The organism is Methanosarcina vacuolata Z-761, assembly GCF_000969905.1.
Taxonomy (GTDB): domain Archaea; phylum Halobacteriota; class Methanosarcinia; order Methanosarcinales; family Methanosarcinaceae; genus Methanosarcina; species Methanosarcina vacuolata.
Window position 1 is genome coordinate 1217008 of sequence record NZ_CP009520.1, and the last position, 22978, is coordinate 1239985.

General features: G+C 42.6%; 18 protein-coding genes. 4 read left to right on the top strand and 14 right to left on the bottom strand.

The window, feature by feature from the left end; translation table 11 throughout:
- Positions 1–47: 47 nt before the first annotated feature.
- From MSVAZ_RS05240 to cdhA, 8 genes are all read right to left on the bottom strand, one after another.
- Positions 48–1223: an ATP-grasp domain-containing protein gene (locus MSVAZ_RS05240; RefSeq protein ID WP_048123722.1), complete on the bottom strand. Its 1176-nt coding sequence runs from the start codon at positions 1221–1223 to the stop codon at positions 48–50.
- A 20-nt stretch (positions 1224–1243) separates the two neighbouring features.
- Positions 1244–2308, bottom strand: a complete 1065-nt coding sequence (locus MSVAZ_RS05245; protein ID WP_048118921.1) for a 60S ribosomal export protein NMD3 — start codon at positions 2306–2308, stop codon at positions 1244–1246.
- A gap of 515 nt (positions 2309–2823) precedes the next feature.
- A complete protein-coding gene (gene acsC / locus MSVAZ_RS05250; RefSeq protein ID WP_048118925.1) occupies positions 2824–4233 on the bottom strand; it encodes an acetyl-CoA decarbonylase/synthase complex subunit gamma in 1410 nt (469 codons plus the stop codon).
- A 3-nt stretch (positions 4234–4236) separates the two neighbouring features.
- Positions 4237–5562 carry a CO dehydrogenase/acetyl-CoA synthase subunit delta gene (cdhD, locus tag MSVAZ_RS05255; RefSeq protein ID WP_048122577.1) on the bottom strand — a complete coding sequence of 442 codons (1326 nt, stop codon included), beginning with the start codon at positions 5560–5562 and terminating at the stop codon, positions 4237–4239.
- Positions 5563–5807: 245 nt separating this feature from the next.
- On the bottom strand, positions 5808–6569 hold the full coding sequence (locus MSVAZ_RS05260) for an ATP-binding protein (RefSeq protein ID WP_048118928.1): 762 nt from the start codon (positions 6567–6569) through the stop codon (positions 5808–5810).
- 58 nt (positions 6570–6627) lie between these two features.
- Complete coding sequence (gene cdhC, locus MSVAZ_RS05265) at positions 6628–8049, bottom strand: CO dehydrogenase/CO-methylating acetyl-CoA synthase complex subunit beta (RefSeq protein WP_048118936.1); 1422 nt, start codon at positions 8047–8049, stop codon at positions 6628–6630.
- 24 nt (positions 8050–8073) lie between these two features.
- On the bottom strand, positions 8074–8586 hold the full coding sequence (gene cdhB, locus MSVAZ_RS05270; RefSeq protein WP_048118938.1) for a CO dehydrogenase/acetyl-CoA synthase complex subunit epsilon: 513 nt from the start codon (positions 8584–8586) through the stop codon (positions 8074–8076).
- A 2-nt stretch (positions 8587–8588) separates the two neighbouring features.
- Complete coding sequence (cdhA, locus tag MSVAZ_RS05275; RefSeq protein WP_048118946.1) at positions 8589–11015, bottom strand: CO dehydrogenase/acetyl-CoA synthase complex subunit alpha; 2427 nt, start codon at positions 11013–11015, stop codon at positions 8589–8591.
- Positions 11016–13095: 2080 nt separating this feature from the next.
- Here cdhA and MSVAZ_RS05280 point away from each other — a divergent pair.
- The 3 genes from MSVAZ_RS05280 to MSVAZ_RS05290 all read left to right on the top strand — a co-directional run bounded on the left by MSVAZ_RS05280 (position 13096) and on the right by MSVAZ_RS05290 (position 15222).
- The gene (locus MSVAZ_RS05280; RefSeq protein ID WP_156150972.1) at positions 13096–13716 is read left to right on the top strand and encodes a rhomboid family intramembrane serine protease; all 621 of its coding nucleotides are present in this window, start codon (positions 13096–13098) and stop codon (positions 13714–13716) included.
- Entirely contained in the window at positions 13713–14132 is a 420-nt protein-coding gene (locus MSVAZ_RS05285; RefSeq protein WP_231592457.1) for a hypothetical protein, read from the top strand. The genes MSVAZ_RS05280 and MSVAZ_RS05285 overlap by 4 nt, the downstream gene beginning before the upstream one ends.
- 505 nt (positions 14133–14637) lie before the next feature.
- Complete coding sequence (locus MSVAZ_RS05290) at positions 14638–15222, top strand: TIGR00288 family NYN domain-containing protein (RefSeq protein ID WP_048118952.1); 585 nt, start codon at positions 14638–14640, stop codon at positions 15220–15222.
- A 39-nt stretch (positions 15223–15261) separates the two neighbouring features.
- Here the strand turns inward: MSVAZ_RS05290 and MSVAZ_RS05295 are convergent, their stop codons facing one another.
- From MSVAZ_RS05295 to MSVAZ_RS05320, 6 genes are all read right to left on the bottom strand, one after another.
- Positions 15262–16239: a methanogenesis marker 12 protein gene (locus MSVAZ_RS05295; RefSeq protein ID WP_048118955.1), complete on the bottom strand. Its 978-nt coding sequence runs from the start codon at positions 16237–16239 to the stop codon at positions 15262–15264.
- Positions 16240–16262: 23 nt separating this feature from the next.
- Positions 16263–16616, bottom strand: coding sequence for a DUF2103 domain-containing protein (locus MSVAZ_RS05300; RefSeq protein WP_048123723.1), 354 nt, complete (start codon positions 16614–16616; stop codon positions 16263–16265).
- A 268-nt stretch (positions 16617–16884) separates the two neighbouring features.
- Positions 16885–17322, bottom strand: coding sequence for an ACT domain-containing protein (locus MSVAZ_RS05305; protein ID WP_048123724.1), 438 nt, complete (start codon positions 17320–17322; stop codon positions 16885–16887).
- Positions 17323–17772: 450 nt separating this feature from the next.
- Positions 17773–19077 carry a phenylacetate--CoA ligase family protein gene (locus MSVAZ_RS05310; protein ID WP_048123725.1) on the bottom strand — a complete coding sequence of 435 codons (1305 nt, stop codon included), beginning with the start codon at positions 19075–19077 and terminating at the stop codon, positions 17773–17775.
- Positions 19078–19801: 724 nt separating this feature from the next.
- Positions 19802–20809, bottom strand: a complete 1008-nt coding sequence (locus tag MSVAZ_RS05315) for a DHH family phosphoesterase (RefSeq protein WP_048118957.1) — start codon at positions 20807–20809, stop codon at positions 19802–19804.
- 140 nt (positions 20810–20949) lie between these two features.
- A complete protein-coding gene (locus MSVAZ_RS05320; protein ID WP_048118960.1) occupies positions 20950–21303 on the bottom strand; it encodes a prefoldin subunit beta in 354 nt (117 codons plus the stop codon).
- Positions 21304–21797: 494 nt separating this feature from the next.
- On the opposite strand from MSVAZ_RS05320, the gene MSVAZ_RS05325 reads away from it, so the two are divergent.
- On the top strand, positions 21798–22871 hold the full coding sequence (locus tag MSVAZ_RS05325; protein WP_048118964.1) for a M42 family metallopeptidase: 1074 nt from the start codon (positions 21798–21800) through the stop codon (positions 22869–22871).
- Positions 22872–22978 lie beyond the last annotated feature (107 nt).

Consider the following 22978-nt stretch of genomic DNA (forward strand, 5'->3'; position numbering starts at 1 on the left):
ATTCTAAACATTCTTAACTTTTAATTTTCATATATTCTCGGCAAATCTCAGGTATCTTCTCTTTTCAGCTGGTTTTCAATAAAAGCCCTTATCCTGTTTGCCCCTTTTTCAAGCGATAGAACTGCCTCTTCTCTTGTAGAGGTACACGCGAAAAGGGAAGTAAGAGGCCCATCAGGCTCTATAACAGTTCCCTGGGAGGGAATGTCAGCGCCTTTTTCCCTCAGAATGAGCTCCATGAGCTTTTGATCTATAAAAAGTTCTCGATCCGAGTAAATAACTCCTCGTGCAGCAAAACCTTTAGCTTCGGGTTTCTCAGGAAGTTCTCCTCTAAAGCAGCCAGCATGAGCCTCAAAAAGGTTAATGTTCATTGCCTTCTCGACAGTATCAAGACTTCCCTGGAACCTTGGGTTTATTTCAAGTACTACAGGCCCTTTTTTTGAAGCCAGAAAATCCACTCCGTTTGAGCCGAGGAGCTTGAACTCAAGCACCAGTTCTTCAGAAAGGGCTTCCATTTCCTCAGCTTGATTGGTCATAAAAGGGGTTATATTTCCACAATAAGCAAAGGGCAGCCGCGAAAGCCAGGGTATTCCTATAAGCTGTTCGTTAACAGCCACTGACAGGGCTTCGTTCTTTGTAGAAAGCAAGGAAACACTTGAAGGCGTTCCTTCCAGAAACTCCTGAATAACAATGGTATCTTCCGTAAGCTCTGGATTCAGCCCGTGTAATTCCTCAAGGATGGCTAAAAGCTCCTGTCTGTTCCTGGCAATTCGGTTGAAAATTCCTCCTCCGCCTGAAGCTGGCTTAATCATAACTGGATATTCTATTGCGTCCAGTTCTTCCGAGGAATAACAGCGTGGATGAGGGATTCCAATGGCTTCAAGCTTTTTCGAGAGATAAAGTTTGTCTGAAGCCTTCTGCATCGCATCCGGACTGCTGGCAAGTACAGGGCAGGGAAACTCATTGTGGTCAAGCATTTCCAGTCCCGAACCTGGGACAAGGGCATCAAACTCAAGTCCAAACTCAGCCATCTGAGCCTTTATCCTGGAAGCCTTAAGCTGGTGCAGTTCCTGTATAGTTCTGCACTCAAGAAATGCCGTGGCATGGGCACATTCCCGCAGGTCAAGGTCACAGAAAGCATCTATAGAACAGACCGTATAGCCAGCCCGGCTTGCAGAACAGACAACATTCCGGGTATCAAATCCGATTACAAGGATATTCTGCATGTTTCCTCTTTCTGGACCATTCATTTCGCTTGCGGAATCTCAGAATGCGCCAGTGCAAAGATTCCATATGGGGTTTTCAGGACAGGAATTTCACTTCCTGCTTCTGCGTTGAACGACATAGGTTTCTTTATGGCAACAGTCTCATAAGTTTCAGGGTCAAGCACCAGAATTGCATTGTCTTCGATTGAGACCAGCACTGTTAAAACCGCATCCCCTATATTGCCTATTTTCTCTGCACCTTTTAATTCTTCAGGGGTTGAGATAAATCTTGAGCCGTCCTCAAGGGAAGTTCCGTTAACCTTTTTTCCAGAACTCTTGATCTGGATAACCTTTCCTCTGAATCGAATCACATCTCCTGGCCCGAATTCGGGAAGACGTACAGCAAAAGTAATCCTGTAAAGGTTCTTTCCATCTTTCATTCCGACAAGGGTAGGAGATTCGGAAAAGTTGCCTCCAAGTTCAGAGTTGATTAATCGGCATACCTGCCTGCTAGCGTTCATGGAACCCATGTAAAGGTCTATCCCTCCCTTTTGCTCCACTTCCTCACTTATAAACGCAAGCCGGTCACCCTTTTTTCTCATGCTTTCCATGGCTTCTCTGGCAATGGTCATCGAGCGTTTATTCTCTTCTTCAGTAGGAAACCTGCCTGCTGCCCTGATCTGAATAATCGCTTCAAAGTACCCTCCGGACTCCCTGCTGCACATATCGCAAGCTGACCGCTGAATCCTTACCTCGGTTTCAGCTTCTGCGTGCACTGGTTCTTCTCTGACCACTGCATCGACTTCAGCTCTTACCATATACATATAAGGCGTAATCTCTCTGGGTTCAAGGTAGACTTCCACATCTCCGGCTTCGTTGTGGATGAAAAGGGCATCTTCTACAGCCTTTAGCACCACATCTTCAATATTACCAACATCTTCCCACCGGCTTCTATGGAAGTGTGCTCCACAAGCTGAACATATCCTTACATGAAGAACATGGGGCAATTCAATCAGTTTGAAAGTCTCAAAAAAGCAGTCCTTGCAAACTGAATCAAAAAGCCTGTAGCATTCTCTGCCGCATCTAGGGCATGTAATAAAATTCATCTGTAATCCTTACTTCACAATGTTCTTATAATAGTAAACTTTTCTTGAACAATAGTCTTCCTGGAATATTAATTTTTGAAAATATCAGAAAGGAAAATTTCTGCGGTATATTTAAGCAATTGACCTGTTAAGCTTACTCATGCTATTTAAAAATAGCTGGATTTTCTAATTTCTTTTTAGCATTCAGACTCCCCAAAGTTATAGAGTGCAAAAGTAGCAAAGAGCTCATATCTTTACAATGTAATAAAATTATAATTCAGGTATAAAACGATTTAAAATTATATTTTAGATGTTTAGTAATTAGTATTTGTCTTATATAAATATTTCTTAAATTTAAAAGGTATCAGAAAATACTAGAAATTAATTTTCACAGGTCTCGTTTTTCAGAAAGCTAAAAGCTATTTTATTACAAAACTGTCTCAAAAAATTCTAAATATATAATCCCACAATTGTTTAAAAAAGAAATTTCCGTGTCCTTTTGACACGGAATATTAATATTCAAATTTATTTTCTGATTATTTTGGAGGCCAGTTCTTTTCCATAAATCCAGGGAGCCTTCCTGAGTCCATTGGTCCCACAAGAACCTTTGCACCGAGTTTGTCCTCAATGTCACCCTGTAGACGGGCAGCAAGACCCGGAGTAATTACCGTGTTGTGGGTAACATCTTTCTTGAGGTCAAAGCCTGACTTCTCAAAAGCTTCCTTCACTTTATCAGCGGTCAGCTGCCCACCGGCAACAGATGCTTCCACACCGATACCGTCTGTGTTAACTGCAAGCAGCCAGCAGTTGATGCCGTTTGAGGCAAGATCGCTCTCTACTGTGTAGTAGGTAAGAGCAAAGTTTGTTGTGAAGAGAACTGGGGAATTCTCATCTGGGGTTCCTACCTTGTACATCTTCGAGTCCACAGCGACAGGAGACCTCGGGTCGGTGTAAATTGTCTCGGCCAGGTGCACTTCGGGCATGGTGGCGTATGGTTCCATGCTGTGGAGAAGCATAATGTCTCCGTACCTGATGGTAAAGACCGAGGAAAGAACTGTTTCCCAGTAGGATGCACTGACAGGGTCCGAAATTCCAGACATCCAGGCAGTAAGCGGCATAGCCATGATTGGATATGCGATCTCGGTATCGCCCATAATGCCTGCTCTCCTAATCTTCAGGAAGTTGGTAAAGGTGTCTTTCAGGCCTTTGCCACTTGGGTAGGTTCCTGGGTCGAGAACAATGTCCTTGATACCTGCTTCTGCAAAGGTTTTTGCGAGGCTCTTAAGGGTATCAAGGTCATTGAAAGCTGAGACTACGACAGGCACCTTATATTCAAGGGCCAGTTCTCCTACTTCCTTCCAATTGTCTTTGTTTGCAGCATAAAGCAGAGGGTTCTTGTCCTTTGCAACCTCAAGTCCTGCCTTCAGGACTGCAGGGTTAAAGGAACAGAGAATCACTGGCAATTCTGTGTTTTCTATAACTTTCTTGACAGCTGCTGCAAACTTTGCAGGGTCATTGGATGCAGCTCTTATTGCTACACCGTCAAGGAGCAGGTTGCGTCCGACGTAGAACTTTTTGTAGTCAGTAATTTTCTTAACTCTTTCAACAAGGGCAGCTTCCTCCATTGTATCAGTAACATCGAAGAACATCTTTGTCTTGTTGAAGAAGGTCAGCTTGTGACGGTAAAGCACATCGTCGCCACCAATCTTGGCTACTCTGTCGCCTACACCTATTGCAACTTCACGAATTTCCGGGGCAAGGAGCTTGTCAAGCTCTGCGAGTTTCTTTGCAAACTTCTTCTCCTTTACAAGGGGTGGGCAGTCTGTTGTCTTCCCGGATCTGTCGATCAGCTTGGAGGCAAATGCCATACAGGTAGGCTCACCACATTCTCCACAGTTGGTCTGAGGAAGGTATTTGTAAGCTTCTAATGGGCTGTTTATTTTCATGTTTTACACCCCCGATCCGATCCAGTTAGCAAGGTCAATAGGCTCTGCCTCAATTGAACCAAATAAAGTCTGGGTAATGTGCTTCAGGACAGCAACCGAGGTTGGGTGCATCATCATGAAGAGGTCGTTTCCTGCAATAGCAAGAGAGAGACCTGTAACGATTTCCCAGATTGGTCCTCTGTATTCTCTGGGGCCCCAATCCGAGTCTTCCTTCAGTGGTGAGCTAACCATCCAGGACTCACGGGCACCCCATGCATTGGTGGTACCGGATGACATTGGGAAGGTCAGTTCTTCGTCACCCATAAGGGCTGCGAGGCGGATACGCTCCATGTTGGTGTAAGCGTAGTCGAGACCATAGCCGAGTGCTGCAGTGGTTGGGTCCATGATGATCCTGTCTCTTGGGACGTTGCACTGCTTCATGAGCTTCCTGTTAAGCTCCTTCTGGGAGTTCATATCCAGCTGAGTCCATGAAAGGACATCATGGTCGTACTTTAATGCAGCCTCTGCAATCTTTGCGTAGTCAAGGTTCAGGCTTGCAGATGCAATCAGGCAGCGCTCGCCTTCTGCAACTTCTGCAGCTCTTGCAAGGACTTCAGGGTCTTTCTGTGGGTTCCCGGAACCGCCTATTGCGATTGGGACATCAACAGCCTGAAGTACTTCTTCTACAGTCTTTGCTGCTTCCTTAGCAGGTGTGTCTTTAACCAGTGGGTCGGTTGAAATCAGGTGGATTGTGATCATGTCTGCGTTGAACTTTTCAACGTTCTTCTTTGCCCATTCTCCTGGGCTGTCCATGACCTCATCATAGTTCTCCTTGACAGCTTTTGCAAGACCGATTCTCATATCGAATACATCAATGGTAACCTGGTTCCTGTTGGGCATTACGGCGTCAGGGAAGAATGGAAGGGCTTTTTCGCCACCAACCAACACTCTCTTTCCACGGCTTCCACCATCTGCAGAGGTGTTACCTATTGGGACTTCCTGAATAGGGGTTGCCCATTCTGCAAAGTTTTCAAAACTGAATTTGGCAGGAATGAGATCCTTAAACTTAGGAGCTGCCAGAGCAGGGGAAATAGCAGGGGCAGCAGGGGCACCAGCCGCAGGGGCACCAATGCCTACAGGGACGCCGAATATGCCAGCAAGTCTTGCGAAGTGCTGTGCAAGTACTGCATTCTCCTGTCCGAGGATAGCAGCAAGCATCGGGTCAAAGCCGCCTCCAAGTCCATCGAGTTCAATCTCAATGTCCCCTTCTATAGTTACACCTTCAAGGGAGAGTATATCTACATCCTTGAACATGTCTGTCATTTCTGATAACTTAGCTTTCTTTGCCATGTAAACCTCACCTTTTCTGTAAGTTTTCCGTTTTGATGAGTGACTGTATAAATAAAGAAATAATACAGATTTTACTTCCAGATTCTTCCCCGATATGGAAAGAAAAATTGAGGCAGAAGTAAACTCTGCCACATATTTCACATGATTTTGAATATCATTTCAAGCCCTTACAAAGGGCAAAGGGATCCATATCTCATTTCCGGCACGTTTTTCTGCAATATTACAAATTCAAAAGAAAACCGGGATTAGAATCCCAGTTTTTTCACAATACTTTCGATTTCTATTGCAGCAATTGAGTCGTCCGAAATTTCGAAGAGAGGTACGCCTTTTATATCCATTTCCTCGATTTTAGGGTCGAGTGGAATCATACCTATCATGTTAAGTTTCAGGTCCTCTGCCAGTTTGACAAGCTTGTCGCGGTTAGCATCTGTAACCTTGTTTGCAATAACGTGAATTCTACCAATGTTTGAGTCCAGTTCACCCACAAGTTCATGAATTCTCTCAGCAGTCCGAAAACCCCTTCGAGAAGCGTCTGTTACGACAATAAGGTCATCTATGTCCCGTATAATCTTCCTGCTGAAATGTTCAAGACCGGCCTCTGCATCAATAATAACTACATCATAATTCATGATCAGTTTATCCATGATGCCACGGAGAAGGTTGTTTACATAACAGTAGCATCCTGAACCTTCGGGCCGGCCCATGACCAGGAGGTCATAGCCAGGCATTTCTTCGATGATCTCATAAACCTTGCTTTTAAGTACGGACTCTTTATTCATATCGGGATTGTCAGGCCTTGGTTTTGTGATCTCAGCCTGTAAATACTCCTTTGCATCCCCGATGGTTTTTACGTTCTCACAGCCAAGAGTCTCAGGCAGGTTAGTGTCTGCATCTGCATCAACTGCCAGGAGAAACTGACCTTTTTTGGAAAGGGAGCGGATCAGAAGAGCCGCTACCGCTGTTTTACCAGTCCCACCTTTTCCCGTTATTGCAATTACTTTTGTCACAGAATACCCCATTGGATTGTTTTTCGTCTTAGGCGATTACTTAGTCACCCAACTACGTTTAGTCCTTCTTCTCGCTGATGACCATTCTTTCAATGGAGATCTTTGCCTTCTTGAAGGTGATCTTAATTCCACCAGCCTTACCAGCAGGCATCATTGGCATTGAAGCCATTGCAGGCATCTGGAATCCGGCTGCAGGCATCATCATTGGAGCGGCTGCAACAGCGACTTCCTCTTCTTCTTCCTCTTCCTCTTCTTCCTCTTCTTCCTCTTCTGCAGCTGCCCAGCTAGCAACGACCGGGTGGTTCTTCTCCTGCAGGAAAGCCTTCAAGGAATCAATGTCAGTTGCATCGTTCTCAGTTGCGATCTTATCTTTGATGTCTTCTGGAATAGTTTCGGCAATCTTTTCCTTGAGCATGGATGGGAGCCAGACAACTCTGTTCCAGCCACCATCAGCCTGGATAAACTTGGGGGAATAGAAGTAGGCGACACCGATACCGAGGAAACCTACGATCTGCTTTCCACCGCCTGTCTGACCTGCCATAGAGGAGAAACCAAGACCGTTAGGGGCCATTCCCTGGTATTCTCTGCTAACCCAGCCAATACCGTCAACCTCAGGGATGTAGAATCCGACAACTTCAAAGCAGCCACAGGAGGTGTGTGGGGAGTCGAAGAAGGAGTGGAGTTTAATCTTGCTAAATTCGCCACTTGAAAGCTTTACAGCAATGTCATTGACACCGGAGTATTCACCGGTGTTGGAATCGAGGAGTTCACCCTTCTCGATTGCAAACTGAGGTCCTTCTGGGTCTACCTTTGCTGCTGCACGGCCGTCGAACCAGTTGATTGCACCACAAAGAGAGACTCTGTCAGGGGAAACTACACAGACGTTGGTTGGAGCAAAAGCCTGACAGAGGGTACATCCATAGAAGACGTCAACATCTTCGTCATGGAGGTTCTTTGTCCTGGCATCTCTTGTCTTGAAGATCTCCTTTGCTTCTACCAGCTTGTTCTCAACTTCAGCCTTGTCGGTGTAGAAGGTCACCTGCATCTTCTCAATAAAGGGAAGCTCGGTCTTGAAGAGCATCATGACAGCTTTTCCGAAAGAATCAAGGGAGTCCATCTTTGCAGCTGTATCCTTGGAGATTCTCATCCATACATCATATCTCTGGTTCAGGTGCATAATGCCCTGGCAGTAGTTGATGAAATCGTGGATACGCCTCTCGATGACAGATTCAAGGTCAGCCTCTATGAGTTCTCCACCGATGTTGAAGACCATTGCCCAGGGGTAGGTTTTACCCTCTTCCATTTCCTTGAGATCAGGGCCGATAATCGTAACTTTGTCATCTTCGATCTCGTCCATGGGTTTTGCACGGACAAGTTCCAGACCCAGGGACTTTGGGCCACCTAGTTCAACAAACATTCCTTCCTTTCTTACTCTTTCTCCTTCAAACATTGGGGAAATCTCAAATGGGAATTCTGCCATTATATTTCGCCTCCTAAATTAAACTTATAAAAGGTCAATTACCTCATCCAGTGCTGCGATGTGATCTGCTTTGCTAAGGTTTCCAAAGGACATCGTTGCATTCTGGATGTAGCTCTTGTCTATCGAAATTGCTTTTACATCACTGAAGTTTTTAGTTGCTGACAATACCTGGTTGATGTAGTACTTCTTGTGGCCCAGGAGTATGATTGTGTCATAGTTACCATTGCCATCAAGTCCTGGCCAGTTAGGATCTGTCAGATAGAAGCCAAGCGCGTGCAGGTTGATGTACTTGGCATTGACACCCTTGTCCACAAAACCAATCATTGAGCTACCGGTTGCTGCAATCGGGATGTTCTTTGCTTTTGAGATCTTCACTGCACGGTCCAGAACCTCGGGGTCGAGAACTCCGGTTCCAACTACAAAAAGTGGCTTTTTAGCCTTTGAAATAAGCTTGGCGGCTATTTCTGTGCTTATAGCTTTTGAGGTCTTTACACCGTAGGTGGTAAACAGTTTTGTATTCTTAGTAGTGTCAACCATCTTCAGGCCTCCTTGCAAAGTCTCTTAAGGTTAGTCGGCTGTGCAGAGACATCGAACTTAATTGCCGGACCGGAAATGATCTTCTTCTTCTTCCAGTCGATTTCCCAACCGCGCTCGGATTCAAGCATCTTCAGGAGCATTTCACGCTTGGCAAGTGGGAGATCAGCTTCATTCCTGACAAACTTGTACAAGTCTTCGGGTAGCACACCAAGGTACTTTTCACTAAGCTCCATCCAGTGGGTCAATTTAATGGACCTGCCCATGCTGTTATCGGATACACGAATACAGTTCTTTGCCAGCATAACACAGGCTTCCTGCCAGGTTTCTGCAGTGGTAATCAGGAACTCTGGAGATGGCGGGATTGCCATTTTGGAACCGTTTCTGCTGTCGTAAAGTTCCCATTTGCTGTCGTCGTAGGTCTTTGCGATCAGAGCTCTCCTGTATTTACCGCTGTGGGGACCAAGTACTGCAGGAATACCATACATGTTACACCCGGTACCGATAGCTGCTGCCTTCTGTGAGTAAGCACCCCATGCAAGCCCGACTGCACCGACACGGTTGATTGCGTAGTCAGCAATCTCGGCAAGGTTGCCTGAAAGGTTCCTGCTTGCAAAGATTGCAGCGACCTTGTGGACTGTACCCGATATGTGGGCATTCGAGACGCATGATCCGGTGTTAAGGATGTTACCTTTTTCGAATCTACCTGGGTATCTCTCGTACAGAGTCTTGCCGTCAGCATCCTTGTACATACCGATATCCATTGCAGAACATCCTGAAACTGCAACGATGTAGTTCCTGTTAAGGAATTCTTCTGCGATGCTGTATACGTCTTTGGAGCCTGCAGGATAGTTGGCACATCCGATAATTGCGATGACACCCGGGGTGGTACCCATAACCAGATTCAGGCCTTCTGCCCTGATTTCTGGATCGCTTACCTGACCTCTTCCTGCTCTTACAAAGCCTTTCTCTTCGGCAATGGCCTTCTGGGCAGCCTTCTCGATCAAGCTCAGAATGGGGATTTCCTTGTTACAAACCTGCTCGCACCTGCGACAGCCTACACAAAGGTCATGCAGCTCTTCCAGAGCAGAGTAGTCTTCTCCCTTAGCCACTGCAATTGCTGCAGGGATTCCAAGCTCTTCTGGACATGCCAGTGCACATTCTCCGCATTCCACACACTTGGAAACAAGGGCTTTCATTTCGTCGTCTGTAGGGATGGCTGAGAGCCCTTCGGCTTCGCGAATCGGGGCCATCTTCAGAGCGACCTTGGGCACAAGTTCTCCCAGTTTCTCGTAGTCCAGCATTACACAGCCAGGAATCTTGCCAGTTACCAGGTCTTCTACGATTGCATCCACATCATCATTGGTCCTGTCATCCAGGCCGTACATGATCTTTTCATTGGATGCGATGATCGGGATCTTAAGCTTCTGTCCTTCCATGACGAGGTCAGCTCTTACGCACTGTTCGTCAAGAACGATTACATCAGGAATTCCGGAGCGTACGATCTTCAGTTCCTTTGAAATGGTACCGACAATCTTTGCATAGGGGGCTTTCCGGTCTTCTCTCTTGTACCTGGTCATGTCGAATGCAGTACAGCAGAGACCTCCGATTTCCATCTTGTCAGTCAGACCATTGTCTTCCATGTAGTCCATGATGTAGGTGACACCGGCAACGTTGTGCCCAATGGCAATGATGACTGGCTTGGAAGCATCAATTGTTCCCATACCTACTTCAACAAGAGGAGCCTCAGGATCGGATTTCGGGAAACCGAGTGCAGTAACCTGAGCAATATCGGAAACTTCCATACCTACGTGGTCAAGAACTCCAGCAAACATTGCCTTGTTATCATAGTCAATTGCTGCTGCTTCCTGTCCTGCGTGTACAGTTGCAAGTAACTGGCCTACCTCTTCTTCAACATATTCCATTATTGGTTTGAGTTCGCCGAGGGTCTTCGGCTGCCGACCTGTGACAAGCTGAATATTGGGGGCAATAACATTCGAAGCGCCCATGTTAATCGGCATATCTCCCCCGAAGAGGTCAACAATGTGATTAAGCAGGTGGCGGCCGTGGGCACTGTGACATGCACAACCAGTTAGGCAGCGCAGGAAGAACTCTCTTGCAGCCTGACCTTTCATATCAATACCACAGGCACCTCTCTTGTTTCCTTCCAGGTTACACGGTCCAAAGGTACAGTAGCAACACTGGTCACACATGGGGGTGTAGACCGGCTCGTAGCGGTCAAACAGTGTAAAACTCCAGTCCCTTAATGTGGCGATTGTGGGGAAGGGGGTCGGACCCATCGGGCCAAGTTCTTCTTCTGCTCCTTTTACTTCTTTGGCAACCTCCTTTGCTGCCCCTACAATATTATTGATAGTGATCTGAACGGATTCCAGATCTTCTATAGAAAAACTCCCGGTAGTTAGTTTGCTCATTTGAGCTTTACCTCCTAAATTTGTATAAAGTCGACTTCACCAAGACGATTGCAATTTCTAATTTTTCGGCATATTTGTAATTATCAAACACTCCTTGCCGTCTGCTTAAAGTTACAACCGTGTAAGTAAATGCGCTTCTGGTAAAATGCTATTAGCTACTTTTTTTCAAATAGCAAATATTTCACCAGCGTTTTTTCAGCTAAAGTCGTTTTTAGAGGAAATATTTCCACATAAAAGTCGTTTTTAGGGCTTAATCGCTCTTCAAATCCATTTTTACGCCCTTTATCTCAAAAAAACCGTTTTTGCCAACGATTGAGACCTAAATAATAAGCAGAGGTCGCTACCGATGGATAATAAACACTAATTAAATGTCTTAACGTACCAAATCTATATAATATTTTCTAATTTGTAACACGCATTTCGAGATGGGTAAAGTGGGAATGTTCAAAATCAGTTGACTTTGTGAGTTTATTTTAACTATGTATTCAAAAAAGAAGTTAGTGTCTTTAGACATGGGTTTTTTAGAAAAAACCATTATAACCCTGGTGTTTTATCTCTTTGTGCTATTACTTGTTAACAATTATACGTTTTCCTCATATTTACAACAAGTGATTATGTAAATATTTGTTATCAAATGAGGTAATAATCCTTAGCCAAAACTTATCCTTACGGGAGATATAAAAATGAATAAATGTTTTCAATTTTATAAATGTTTGTTGAATAATTAAATCGAAAAATATTTATAGGTTTAGCATTGCCATACTGCTTTACACAGTAAACGCCGTAAACTATTTTTGTATTTTCACAGGCAACATGTAAATATAATATCTATATTAAGATATTAATTTGTTTATTTTTTCATTAAAATATTATATAATCAGATAAAATATAACATAAATTCATTCTCTAATAAGCTACTCTTGAATAGGTTATTCTTGAACATAATGAGAACAACTTTTAAGGAATTGATTTTGAGTTTCCCACGAGCTTTAGCCTCTGATTTATTTCATCTAAAGTTTGGACGAGGAAAAATTGGCTTAGGAATGCTTCAAATATAATATCAAAGGTTTTTGTTGCCGAAAATGATTATTTGGGAAAATAGAACTATAGGTCAACTCCCAGACTCAAAAGATGAAGTCAGATTTTTATCATTCCTTAGTTAATAGACCTCTGAAAAACGGAATTTTAAATAAGGTGAACGTCTAAGCCATAGTATTCGAAAATTTACTGGCTTACACATAAAGCAATTAAGCAGACACTCAATTAATTCATGAGCAGTTCTACGAATAAGGAGTCAGTTCTAAATTAAGAGTTTTAAAATGATATAAAATATGTATCCCTCTTCAAATTCAATGGAGAATTTTCCAACTTGAGAAATACACAGTAATTTTATCATCTAGTTGTAAAGTTAATACATCTCTTGGTATTGTTTTTCAGACCTGGTTAAATTCTTAAATTTTCAGCAAATACATGAAATTTACTTTTACCCATACGATTTGGAGAGGATACTAAAATATCAATTACCAGGTCAAAAACGATATTGCCGATATCATTCTAAGCTGAGATTCTTTATCTGAGATACAGGTGAAATACTCTAATAATACTCTAGATACTCTAAATACTCGATACTCTAAATACTCTAATGATACTCTAATCGCTTCAAATTCTATAATTGCTTCAAATTTAAGGTGTGATGAGATTAAATGAGAATAATTAGAATATAAACCGGAGATAATTAGAATACAAACCGGAGAATGATTAGGATATAAACCGGGGAATATAGAATATAAACCAGATAATTATTAGAATACAAACCGGAAATTGATTAGAATATAAACCGGAGATAATTAGAGTACAAACCGGAGAATGATTAGAATATAAACCTGAGATTGATTAGAATATAAACCTGAGATTGATTAGAATATAAACCTGAGATTGATTAGAATATAAACCTGAGATTGATTAGAATATAAACCGGGGAATATAGAATATAAACCGGAGAATAATTAGAATATAAACCGGAGAGTAATTGGAAATATGTTTGACCTTAATGCAGCTTACACCCCTGGAGGCGGAACAGGTGGCAAGTAAAGATTCTGTTTTCGCAAGCCCTTCAATGGTAATAATTGCCCTGTGCACGCTTTCATTCTTCCTGGAAATGATTCCGGGCATAGGTGATGTTTATTATAGCATTTTTTATTTTGACCCCATTTATCTTGTAACAAGGCCCTGGACGCTTGTTACATACATGTTTCTGCACAATGGTTTATTCCATCTTTTATTCAATATGCTCGTCCTGTACTTCTTCGGAACTGCACTTGAGCGGCGGATAGGGAACAGACAGCTTCTGGCAATTTTTTTCACCGCCGGAGTTCTATCGGCAATAGGGTATACGTTTTTAAGCCAGCCAATATTCAATATCTCGCCTGGTCCAATGGTTGGCGCAAGCGGAGCAATCTACGGGGTCTTTGCAGCCCTTACAATACTTGAGCCTGATATTCGTGTTTATGTCTACTTTGTCCCGATGAAGCTAAAACATGCCCTGGTGCTTTTTGCTCTGTTTGATTTTCTGATGGTAAACTCATCTGACATGATAGCCCATACAGCTCACCTTAGCGGTCTCTTTGTCGGTCTTTATATGGGCTTCCGAATAAAGAAAATCGAGGAAAATTTAAGACCGGGATATATCGGCAGGTGGTGACTCTGGAAGGAAATGACCTTCTGGAGGGCACATACTACTATCCAAAACCCGATCCAGGAGAGAAAATTCCTATCCTGATTTTAAATTTCAGGAGACTATTTGCAGCATGGTCTCCGGATTTTAAAAAGACCCTATACTTTGAAAAAAAACCCGAGAATGAAAACCTCAAAAGGGTGAGGGAAATTAATCTTCTCCATGTCTATGACTGGCTTGCGGGCAGAGAAGGAATGATAGAACTTACTGACCCGGAGTTTGAGCAGTTTATGGAAGTTTATGAGGCTTTTCTGGAAAGGCTTGGAGAAATCCAGTACCTCAGGCGTAAAAAAGGAAGAAGAGCGGAAAACATCTTTGAACTCAAAGAATCTCCATACGTTATTCGAGAAGTAAAAAAGGGACCCTTTTCCGACAATTTATAAATAAAATTACTACGTTTTATAGATCTACGATTTTATAGATCTACAATGTTATAGATCTACGATGTTACATATCTATGATGTTATAGATCTACGATGTTATAGATCTACGATGTTATAGATCTACGATGTTATAGATCAGGATTTTTGTTTTGCCGGAGTTTCTTCCTTCCTGTTCGCAGGAAGATTCTCAGGGTTTTCAATCCAATCGTTCATAGAAGGATAGAGTTGCAAACGTTGATTGCCTTAATATGCAAATGTTTTACTACAGAAAAGCAGATATAAGGTATCATCGGATTGAATGCAAAATTGTGGTATCAAGATATAAATCTTAGAAATTCGGAACTTTAAACCTCAAATACTGATCGCGGAAGCATAAACTCTGTACCGGCAGATTGGAGGGCTGCTGGTAGTGTAGCTTCCCCCAGAGTTAGTGCTGTATTGTCATATGGCGCAAACAAATAAGGTACAGGTTCCGTGAACTGTAAGATCACAGAGGACATTGATAATGAAACCTGTAAAAAGCGGAATCGACTCAATATCAAAATACCTCCGCTCGAAAAAAGAAGTTGGCAGGCGGAAAATAGGGCTTTTAGTGGATGGTCCCAATATTCTCAGAAAAGAATTTGATGTAAATCTTGAGGAGATAAGGGACGTCCTGAAAGATTATGGAAATATCAAAATTGGGCGCGTTTTCCTTAACCAGTACGCCTCTGACAAGCTCGTGGAAGCTATCGAAAATCATGGACTTGAACCTATAATTTGTTCGAGCGATGTTGATGTGCGCCTCGCGGTAGAGGGCATGGAGCTAGTATATAATCCTAACATTGATACTCTTGCAATCGTTACAAGGGATGCGGACTTCAAGCCGCTTTTGAACAAAGCAAATGAGCACGGCAAAGAAACTATTATTTTTGGAGTCGAGCCCGGTTTTTCCACAGCACTAAAGAATTCGGCGGACTATGTTATTCTTATGAAGAAAGACAGAATGAGCAGTTATGATGAGTCCGATGGAATAGGACCAGGTGAAGGAAAAATTGATACATCGGAATATCAGGACAGTATGTATGAAGAATCCATAGAAAAGACCTGATTTATGCCTGTCCTTTTTTGATATTCCTTTCTCACTTTTTTAAGAGTAGTTAACCTCTACGCCAAGGATTTCTTTCTCTCCTGCAAAAACATCCCGTGCGATCTCGGCACAGCCTATTGCAGCATGCCACTTTCCAAGGCACTGACATTCTTGCCCCAGATGTGCACGGATTTTTTTCTGCACATATTCGAATTCGCCTACGGACCCTGCAAGAAAAACCTCTCCGATTGTTCCATAGTCCTTAAGAAGAAGCTGCATTGACGCAATTTCCATGGCTGCAAACAGCGAAATAGTATCAAGGGCCAGGAGGGCAGGCCTTTCTTCTTTTTCGGCTGCAAGGAAGAGTTCTTCCCGATCTTTATATGGAGTCATTTTCAGAGCTCCGGCTTCCATAAAAGCCTGGTTGGCGGTAAAGTGCCCGTAATCCACGTCCCTGATAGCTTGCAGGTCAAGGGGCCCGTGATGAACACCCGGGGCAAATATGCAAGCATCGATTGCCCCAATTACCTTCCCATCGGCAACGGCAAGAGTAACAGTGTTTGAACTTATATCGGAAACCACGAAGTTATTATAACCAAGGCATAGGATATGGTAAGCAATTCCCAGTTTTTCGGGACTTGTAAGATGGGAAAACACCTTCATTCTGGAATCGACTTTGCTCTCCGTATGAAGGCCAGGGATTGCTATTGCCGGGATTCCGGAGTTCCGAATGGCATCAAAAACTCTTGTGCCCCCTCCTGTCTTTTTTCCCGCCCCTTCAATACTCTTGAGCCCTCTTCCTTCAAGGTTTCTAACATCCTTAATTGTGGAAAAACCGTCTCCCATCGAGTACGTCAGTGCAATAAGGTCGATTGTCTCACGCCGAATTCCAAAATGCTCCTCAAGCGAGGTCAAAATCTCATTTTCGGACATGGCTGCTGCCTCAGCCCTCTCAAGCTCAAAGGTAAGGGTATTTTCCCCTTCGATGAAAGCAAAACGCATTGCAGTGGTGCCATGATCAATCCCTATAAAAGCCAATTACCTGTCTCTCCTTTAACGCCTCAGAGGGCAGTTTTCAAGATTTCATTCAGTTCATTCATAATTCTATCTCCCTCTTCAGCGGTCCCAACTGTTGTTACCAGTCTTATTTCCTGAAAACTTCTGCCTTCAGAGAGCAATAGCCTCAAGTTCCCTCTCGCATCCGCACGCAGTACTTTCCCAGTGAGGCTGCCTCCAGCAATGCCTTTTACGGAAATTACGGTTGGGATTACCTTTTTTACTTCAGGGTGCTGGCTCACAAGCTTTACAAGTTTTTTACCAGCCCTTCCCCCAATAATTGTTGTATGAGCTCCACCAAGCTTATTTTTTGAGGAACTTTGTGCATTTTCCTGTAATTTAATTTTATTTTCAGTCATTGTAGTCAAATCGGTAACCTGTTTCTCTGGCACCTTTTTCCTTTTCTTATTTATTGTTTTTATATTTATCACGTATATCTATTTATCTGGTCAGAATCTCAAAGAAGTGGTTCAGACTATAAACCTTCTTATCAAGGTTTTGTCCTGAAGCCAGAAGCTGTAAAAAGAAGATCTCCAGAATCCCAGGAACACAAATACTCCAGATTCTGGATAATTTCGTTTTTCTCTAAAAACGCTTTTTTTGTGAAAGTCCGTTTTTTCGTTAAAATCAGATCTTTTCAAGTTCCTTCATGCTTATGAGCTTGATGCCTTCTTCTTCAAGTGTTTGAATTGCCTTTTCAATGTCGTTGACCCTGACTATTAAAAGGGCTTTCTGATCCCTGGTGACAAAGGCATATGCATAGTCAATGTTGATCTTGACTTTTCCGAACACTTCTGCAATACGGGACATGCTGCCAGGGACATCATCCATTTCGATTCCCAGAACATTGGTTTCGGAAACGGTAAATCCTGCATCATGGAGTATGCTGTGAGCATAGTCGGACCTGTCCACAACCATGCGAATTATTCCGAAGTCTCCGGACTCGGCAATGGTAAATGCCCTGATATTTATGCCGGCGCTTTTCAGTTTATTTGCGACGTTTGCAAGTCTGCCAGGTTTATTTTCCGCAAAAAGGGAAATCTGCTTTATAATTTTGTCATCCATTCCAGCACCCATGTCCTTATATTGCTTGTTCTTTGTCCTTATACTGTTTATTCATATTCTCTCTTACTATTTTTTATAGTCTTCTTACCAGAGTATAATATAAGTCTCGATGTCAAGTAACATCTCCATATCAAATATAATATAGTCTCTATGTATACTTTAAGCTTACATACAGTTTTTAAGCTTATAACCAGTTATAATCAATTCAGCAGTAAATCGCCTTATTTAGAGTCCTATTTAGAGTGTTATTTACTGATATTGTTCTTGTATATAATCTAAATCTTTTCTGTACTGGCTATTTTATTCTTCACTGGCTATTTTATATTATATCTGATAACTTTACTTTATTCTGGCTCAGCATGGTAACAGAAACTCGAGAGATTGTCCCCAGAAAAGTGAAACCTGCAGAATAGTAATATTTGCAGGTTTTGTTTTCGCTCTTTGAAGCTTTCAAATCTTTCTCTTGTCGATAACTTTCTTTGATTTTCCTTCAGAACGGGGCAGAGAGCCGTGCTCCACCAGTTCCACCTCGACTGCAAGATTCAGTACGCTTTTAAGTGCGCTCGAAATCTTCTTTTTAAGTGCCATCATGTCTGACATTTTATCGCTAAAGGCAGACTCATGCATTTCGATCTGGACTTTCATGGAGTCAAGGGGTCCAATCCTGTCTACAATGATCATGAAATGGTTTCCTACTTCAGGAATCTTCATAAGGACCGATTCTACCTGTCCTGGGAACACATTGATTCCGCGCACGATAATCATATCATCCGAACGCCCACTGATGCGTGTAATCCTTGGATGGGTTCTTCCGCACACACAGGGCTCCGAAAGCTTTCGGGTAAGGTCCCGTACTCTGTAACGGATTAAAGGAAGAGCTTCTTTATTAAGAGTAGTGATTACGAGTTCCCCAATCTCGCCATCAGGAACAGGCTCACCTGTTTCGGGATTAATAATCTCAACAAGGAACTTGTCTGCCCAGATATGAATTCCGCACTGTTCCGAGCATTCGGTAAAGAGAGGACCGCTCATTTCTGACGTCCCGTAAATATCAATAGCTTTAATCCCTGATTCGTCTTCTATACGTTTTTTGAGTTCTTCGGACCAGGGCTCGGCCCCGAAAAATCCCATTTTTAATTTAGTATCGTCCCTGATACTAATACCTTCTTTCCTTGCAGTCTCAATCATATAAAGGAAGTAAGAAGGCGTGCAGGCTATAGCAGTGACGTCAAGGTCTCTCATAAGCTCAAGCTGGCGCTCGGTGTTTCCGGAGCTTGTAGGAAGTACGGTTGCGCCCAGTTTTTCGCTTCCGTAATGAGCACCAAGCCCACCTGTAAAAAGTCCGTACCCGTAACTTACCTGAAGGATATCATTTTTTCCCATTCCAACAGAAGTAAATCCTCGTGCAAGGGACTCTGCCCACTCATCAATGTCATTCTGGGTATATCCTACGACTATTGGTTTGCCTGTTGTACCTGAAGAAGCGTGGAAACGGGCGAGTTTTGAGTTCGGGACGCAAAACATACCAGTTGGATAGGTATCTCTGAGATCCTGTTTAACTGTAAAAGGTAACTTCCTGATATCTTCAAGAGTTTGGATGTCTTCCGGCTTAACCCCGTGTTCATCAAACTTTTTTCTATAAAAAGGAGAGTTTTCATACACATAATGTACAAGTTGCTTCAACTTTTCTTCCTGCAGCTTATTCAAATCCACTACAGGCATTGTCTCTATCTCAGGATCCCAGTATTCTGGCATTTTTTCACACTCTGTATATCTTATATTCTGGGCTCTCGATATCAGGCCCAATAGATTCTAGCTTTTTTCCTGCATATCTCATTTCATGCCGCTTTAAGGTCATGTTTCAGTTCTCTGTAATTGCTTTTTTACTCCGATTGCTTTCTTACTACGGAGTTTATTATTTTCGAGTTTATTATTTTCAAAGGAGATATACTTCCGGCAAATATAATATGAAGATTAGCTGGAGTAATATGAAGTTTAAGCTAGATTCTCATATAAATAAGCTGTTAGGACGAAAAAAGATTTTATAAGTAAAACTAAAAGTTTTACCAGATGCAATTCCCTGATGCAATTCCCCGATGCAATGGCAGTGTGCCAATTATTCTGTAAAATCACAAATCTCAAAAAATTGCAGGGTCGAAAATTCTATATCGGAAGATCAATTTTCTCCATTGTACGCAAAAAATTGACTTCAAATTTACAGCAAATTTGAGACACTGCCGATGCAATTCCCCGATGCAATTCCCCGATGCAATTACCAGATCAGTTATCGAACTCTGGTCATATGAAACAAAATAAGATTTTAATTATACTACGAATTAAGGGATTTTTGAAGTATATTCTGAAAAATGAACCCATTTTGGTTATATTCTAAAAAATGAACCTATTTTGGTTATATTCTAAAAAATGAACCTATTTTGGTTATATTCTGAAAAAGAAAACTTTGTTTTACTTTAAGAAATCACTCATTTTCAAACTCTTCGATATCATCTTCAAAAGAGATCTCTTTTGATGTTCCTCCAAGAGAAGCTTCAAGAATCTTCTTTGTTCTTTCCCTGCATTTATCCAGCACTTCTTTCATATCACCGATCACATCGATTCCGGCAGCTCCGGAATGTCCGCCGCCTGTACCGTTGTACTCGTTACTTATATCTTCCATTAGCTGGCCAAGGTTGACCCCGGCACTTACGGCGTCACGCTTTGCTCTTGCACTTATCCTGACGCTTTCACCTTTGGATGTGCCAACAAAAGCGACATCTGCACCGATATTAATGAGCATGGAAGATGCAGAACCTCCGAAAGAGCTGACATGGGAAGATGCTATCAACATATCCTGTACTCTATCGAGCTCGAGGCGGCTTGCGGCTTTCAGGATAGCTATGCGCATTGAAATATCCTGTGGGGTAGCAGCCATAAGATCCAGCACTTCCCCATACTCAACGCCGCTATCCTCTATAATTTTGGATACTACCCGGAACGTATCTGCCGATGCATGTTTGAAATGCCCGGTATCCGTTACGATTCCTGTGAGCATCCCGATTCCCACGCGCCGGTTAATAGGTGCTCCCATTGCTTTTAAGATATTGTAAACTATTTCTACGGTAGAGGTACTGTTCCTGTGCAGGTAGAATTCGGCATTTTCTGTCAGAGCAGTAGTTGTATGATGATCGATAACGCAATACCTGGTAAGTTCTAGGTCATTTAATTGTGCTTTTGTGGAGGTATCAACCACAACGACAAAACCGTAATCAGCCGGATTGGGTATATCAACAACCTCAATGCCAAGTCTCTCTATAAGCACAGCAGCTACACGGTTGCAGCCGTCCACAAGTCCGACAGTGCCTCCAATAGCTTCGGAAAGAGCAAAAGCACTGCTAACCGCGTCCGGATCTGCATTCCGGTGACACAAATATAAAATATTTCGATAGTCAAGGAGCCGGTTGAAAAACTCCGCTTCATTAACTTCCATTGTCCACTCTGGCTATCGTTTTTATAGATATTGATCTCCCTGGATTCAAGAATTTCGAGATTTCGGCATGGCTTATTTTATGAGTTTTGGCAAAGCTATAATTTATTTAATATTCCTTTATGCTGGAATAAAAAATAAAATTATTGTGCTCTGGCGCCTAAAGCCTGCTGAATCTGCTCTTGAAGCTGTTTAAAGCGAGATGTGAGCCTTTCTTCCTGCCTGGAAATGGACTGAAGCCTGAGTGAGAGTGTTTCTTCCCTGTCTTTCAATTTTGTAATGGACTCTTCCTTGCTCGTTTTTATTACTAACTCCCCTACATTGCGGTAGACTACTGCATCGTCAGTAAGTCTATCTAATTCGTCCAGAGCCATCTTTGACTCTTTTTGCATAGCTTCAATCTGTGATTTTTGCATAGCCAGAGCCTGTATCTGCTGCTGTATCTGCTGAAGCTGTGCTATCTGATTCTGAACTTGAGGAGGTAATTCTGCGGTCATATGATTTTCACCTGAGTCCTCAATAAACCTAAAGGGATTTTAATGTTTCTGTTACAGCTTTCGAAAAGTTTCCCTTCGCCATTGAAATTAATCTGGAGCCCTCCTGCCAGAAACTCAAATAACAGATTAATCCTAAATACCAAACAGTATAATATTTATTGATCTGAAGGATATCTGAGTATAAATGATCTGAAGGATATCTGAAGTATAAAATGATCTGAAGGTTATCTGAAGGATATCTGAAGTATAAATGGCTGGTTAATCTCCAACTCGATGGTCTAAAGAGAAAATTGCTTGAGAAGGAATAATTATAAAAGAACCGTTTATCAAAAAGAGACCATAAAAAACCATTTATCAAAGAGTTGTTGTAAAAAAACCATATAATAAAGGGGAATAATAAGGGGATAATTATAATTAACCTTATTAAATTATGATTGGTCTCATTAAGATCAATTTGAACTTTAAATTTATTGATATTCAGGAGATATTCAAAGATGGAAAAAGGCGGAAACCTTAGAGAGATTAAATCTCTGCTTGAAAAATTCACCAATGCACACGGGATCTCAGGCTTTGAGGATGATATTCGAGAACTCCTTGAAAAGGAACTTGAACCCTATGTTGATACCATGCGCAGAGACTGTATGGGAAACCTTATAGCCCTCAAAAAAGGAGAAGGCCCTTCCATAATGCTGGCTGCCCATATGGACGAAATCGGGCTTATGGTCAGGTATATTGACGATAATGGCTTCCTCAGGTTTGTCGGTATCGGGGGATGGTTTGACCAGACCCTTCTTAACCAGAGAGTTGTACTTCACGGCAAAAAAGGTTCAATTCCCGGAGTCATCGGGTCCAAGCCTCCTCACGTAATGAAAGAGGAGGACAGGAAAAAGCCAGTGAAGCTGGACGATATGTTCATCGATATCGGAGCAAAAGACAGGGAAAATGCTGAGAACCTTGGAATTGAGATAGGAACGGCAGTTTCTATTGACCGGGACTTTGTGCCTCTGGCAAACGGAAAGATAACCTCAAAAGCCCTTGACAACCGTGCAGGCGTCGTTATCCTTATTGAGGTTATGAAGCGGCTTTCCAAACATAAAATCGGAGCAAATGTCTATGCCGTAGGTACTGTCCAGGAAGAGGTAGGGTTAAAAGGTGCAAGAACCTCTGCCTTTGGGGTTTATCCGAACCTTGCGCTTGCCCTTGATACAACTATTCCTGGAGACCACCCGGGCATTACTAAAACCGATTCTTGCCTGGAAATCGGGAAAGGCCCTGTAATTACATTAGCCGATGCGTCCGGAAGAGGCCTTATAGCTCACCCGCAGATTATTAAGTGGCTTAAGGAAACTGCCACTGAAAATGAGATCCCTTACCAGCTCGGCGTTGGTTCGGGAGGCACAACAGATGCGACCTCAATACACCTTACAAAAGAAGGTATTCCTACAGGTACAGTCAGCATAGCCACTCGATACATCCATTCACCTGTTGAGGTCCTGGATATGGCGGATATTGACGCGTGCGTTTCACTTATTGTAAAAGCAATAGAAAACGTAGGTAAATATTTCTGAAGCCCTTTTGAAATAACTGCAATAGGTAATTTTACGCAAGAGTCGCATACACTTTGCTCTGTGTGTTGCGGGAAAAACTCTTGCAGCTTTGTTTTTCTGACTTTTTT

Bases quoted from the DNA above. Each gene is read 5' to 3' on its own strand.
- MSVAZ_RS05240 (WP_048123722.1), bottom strand. From the start codon at position 1,223: ATGCAGAATATCCTTGTAATCGGATTTGATACCCGGAATGTTGTCTGT.
- MSVAZ_RS05245 (WP_048118921.1), bottom strand. From the start codon at position 2,308: ATGAATTTTATTACATGCCCTAGATGCGGCAGAGAATGCTACAGGCTT.
- acsC (WP_048118925.1), bottom strand. From the start codon at position 4,233: ATGAAAATAAACAGCCCATTAGAAGCTTACAAATACCTTCCTCAGACC.
- cdhD (WP_048122577.1), bottom strand. From the start codon at position 5,562: ATGGCAAAGAAAGCTAAGTTATCAGAAATGACAGACATGTTCAAGGAT.
- cdhC (WP_048118936.1), bottom strand. From the start codon at position 8,049: ATGGCAGAATTCCCATTTGAGATTTCCCCAATGTTTGAAGGAGAAAGA.
- cdhB (WP_048118938.1), bottom strand. From the start codon at position 8,586: ATGGTTGACACTACTAAGAATACAAAACTGTTTACCACCTACGGTGTA.
- cdhA (WP_048118946.1), bottom strand. From the start codon at position 11,015: ATGAGCAAACTAACTACCGGGAGTTTTTCTATAGAAGATCTGGAATCC.
- MSVAZ_RS05290 (WP_048118952.1), top strand. From the start codon at position 14,638: ATGAAACCTGTAAAAAGCGGAATCGACTCAATATCAAAATACCTCCGC.
- MSVAZ_RS05300 (WP_048123723.1), bottom strand. From the start codon at position 16,616: ATGACTGAAAATAAAATTAAATTACAGGAAAATGCACAAAGTTCCTCA.
- MSVAZ_RS05305 (WP_048123724.1), bottom strand. From the start codon at position 17,322: ATGGATGACAAAATTATAAAGCAGATTTCCCTTTTTGCGGAAAATAAA.
- MSVAZ_RS05310 (WP_048123725.1), bottom strand. From the start codon at position 19,077: ATGCCAGAATACTGGGATCCTGAGATAGAGACAATGCCTGTAGTGGAT.
- MSVAZ_RS05315 (WP_048118957.1), bottom strand. From the start codon at position 20,809: ATGGAAGTTAATGAAGCGGAGTTTTTCAACCGGCTCCTTGACTATCGA.
- MSVAZ_RS05320 (WP_048118960.1), bottom strand. From the start codon at position 21,303: ATGACCGCAGAATTACCTCCTCAAGTTCAGAATCAGATAGCACAGCTT.
- MSVAZ_RS05325 (WP_048118964.1), top strand. From the start codon at position 21,798: ATGGAAAAAGGCGGAAACCTTAGAGAGATTAAATCTCTGCTTGAAAAA.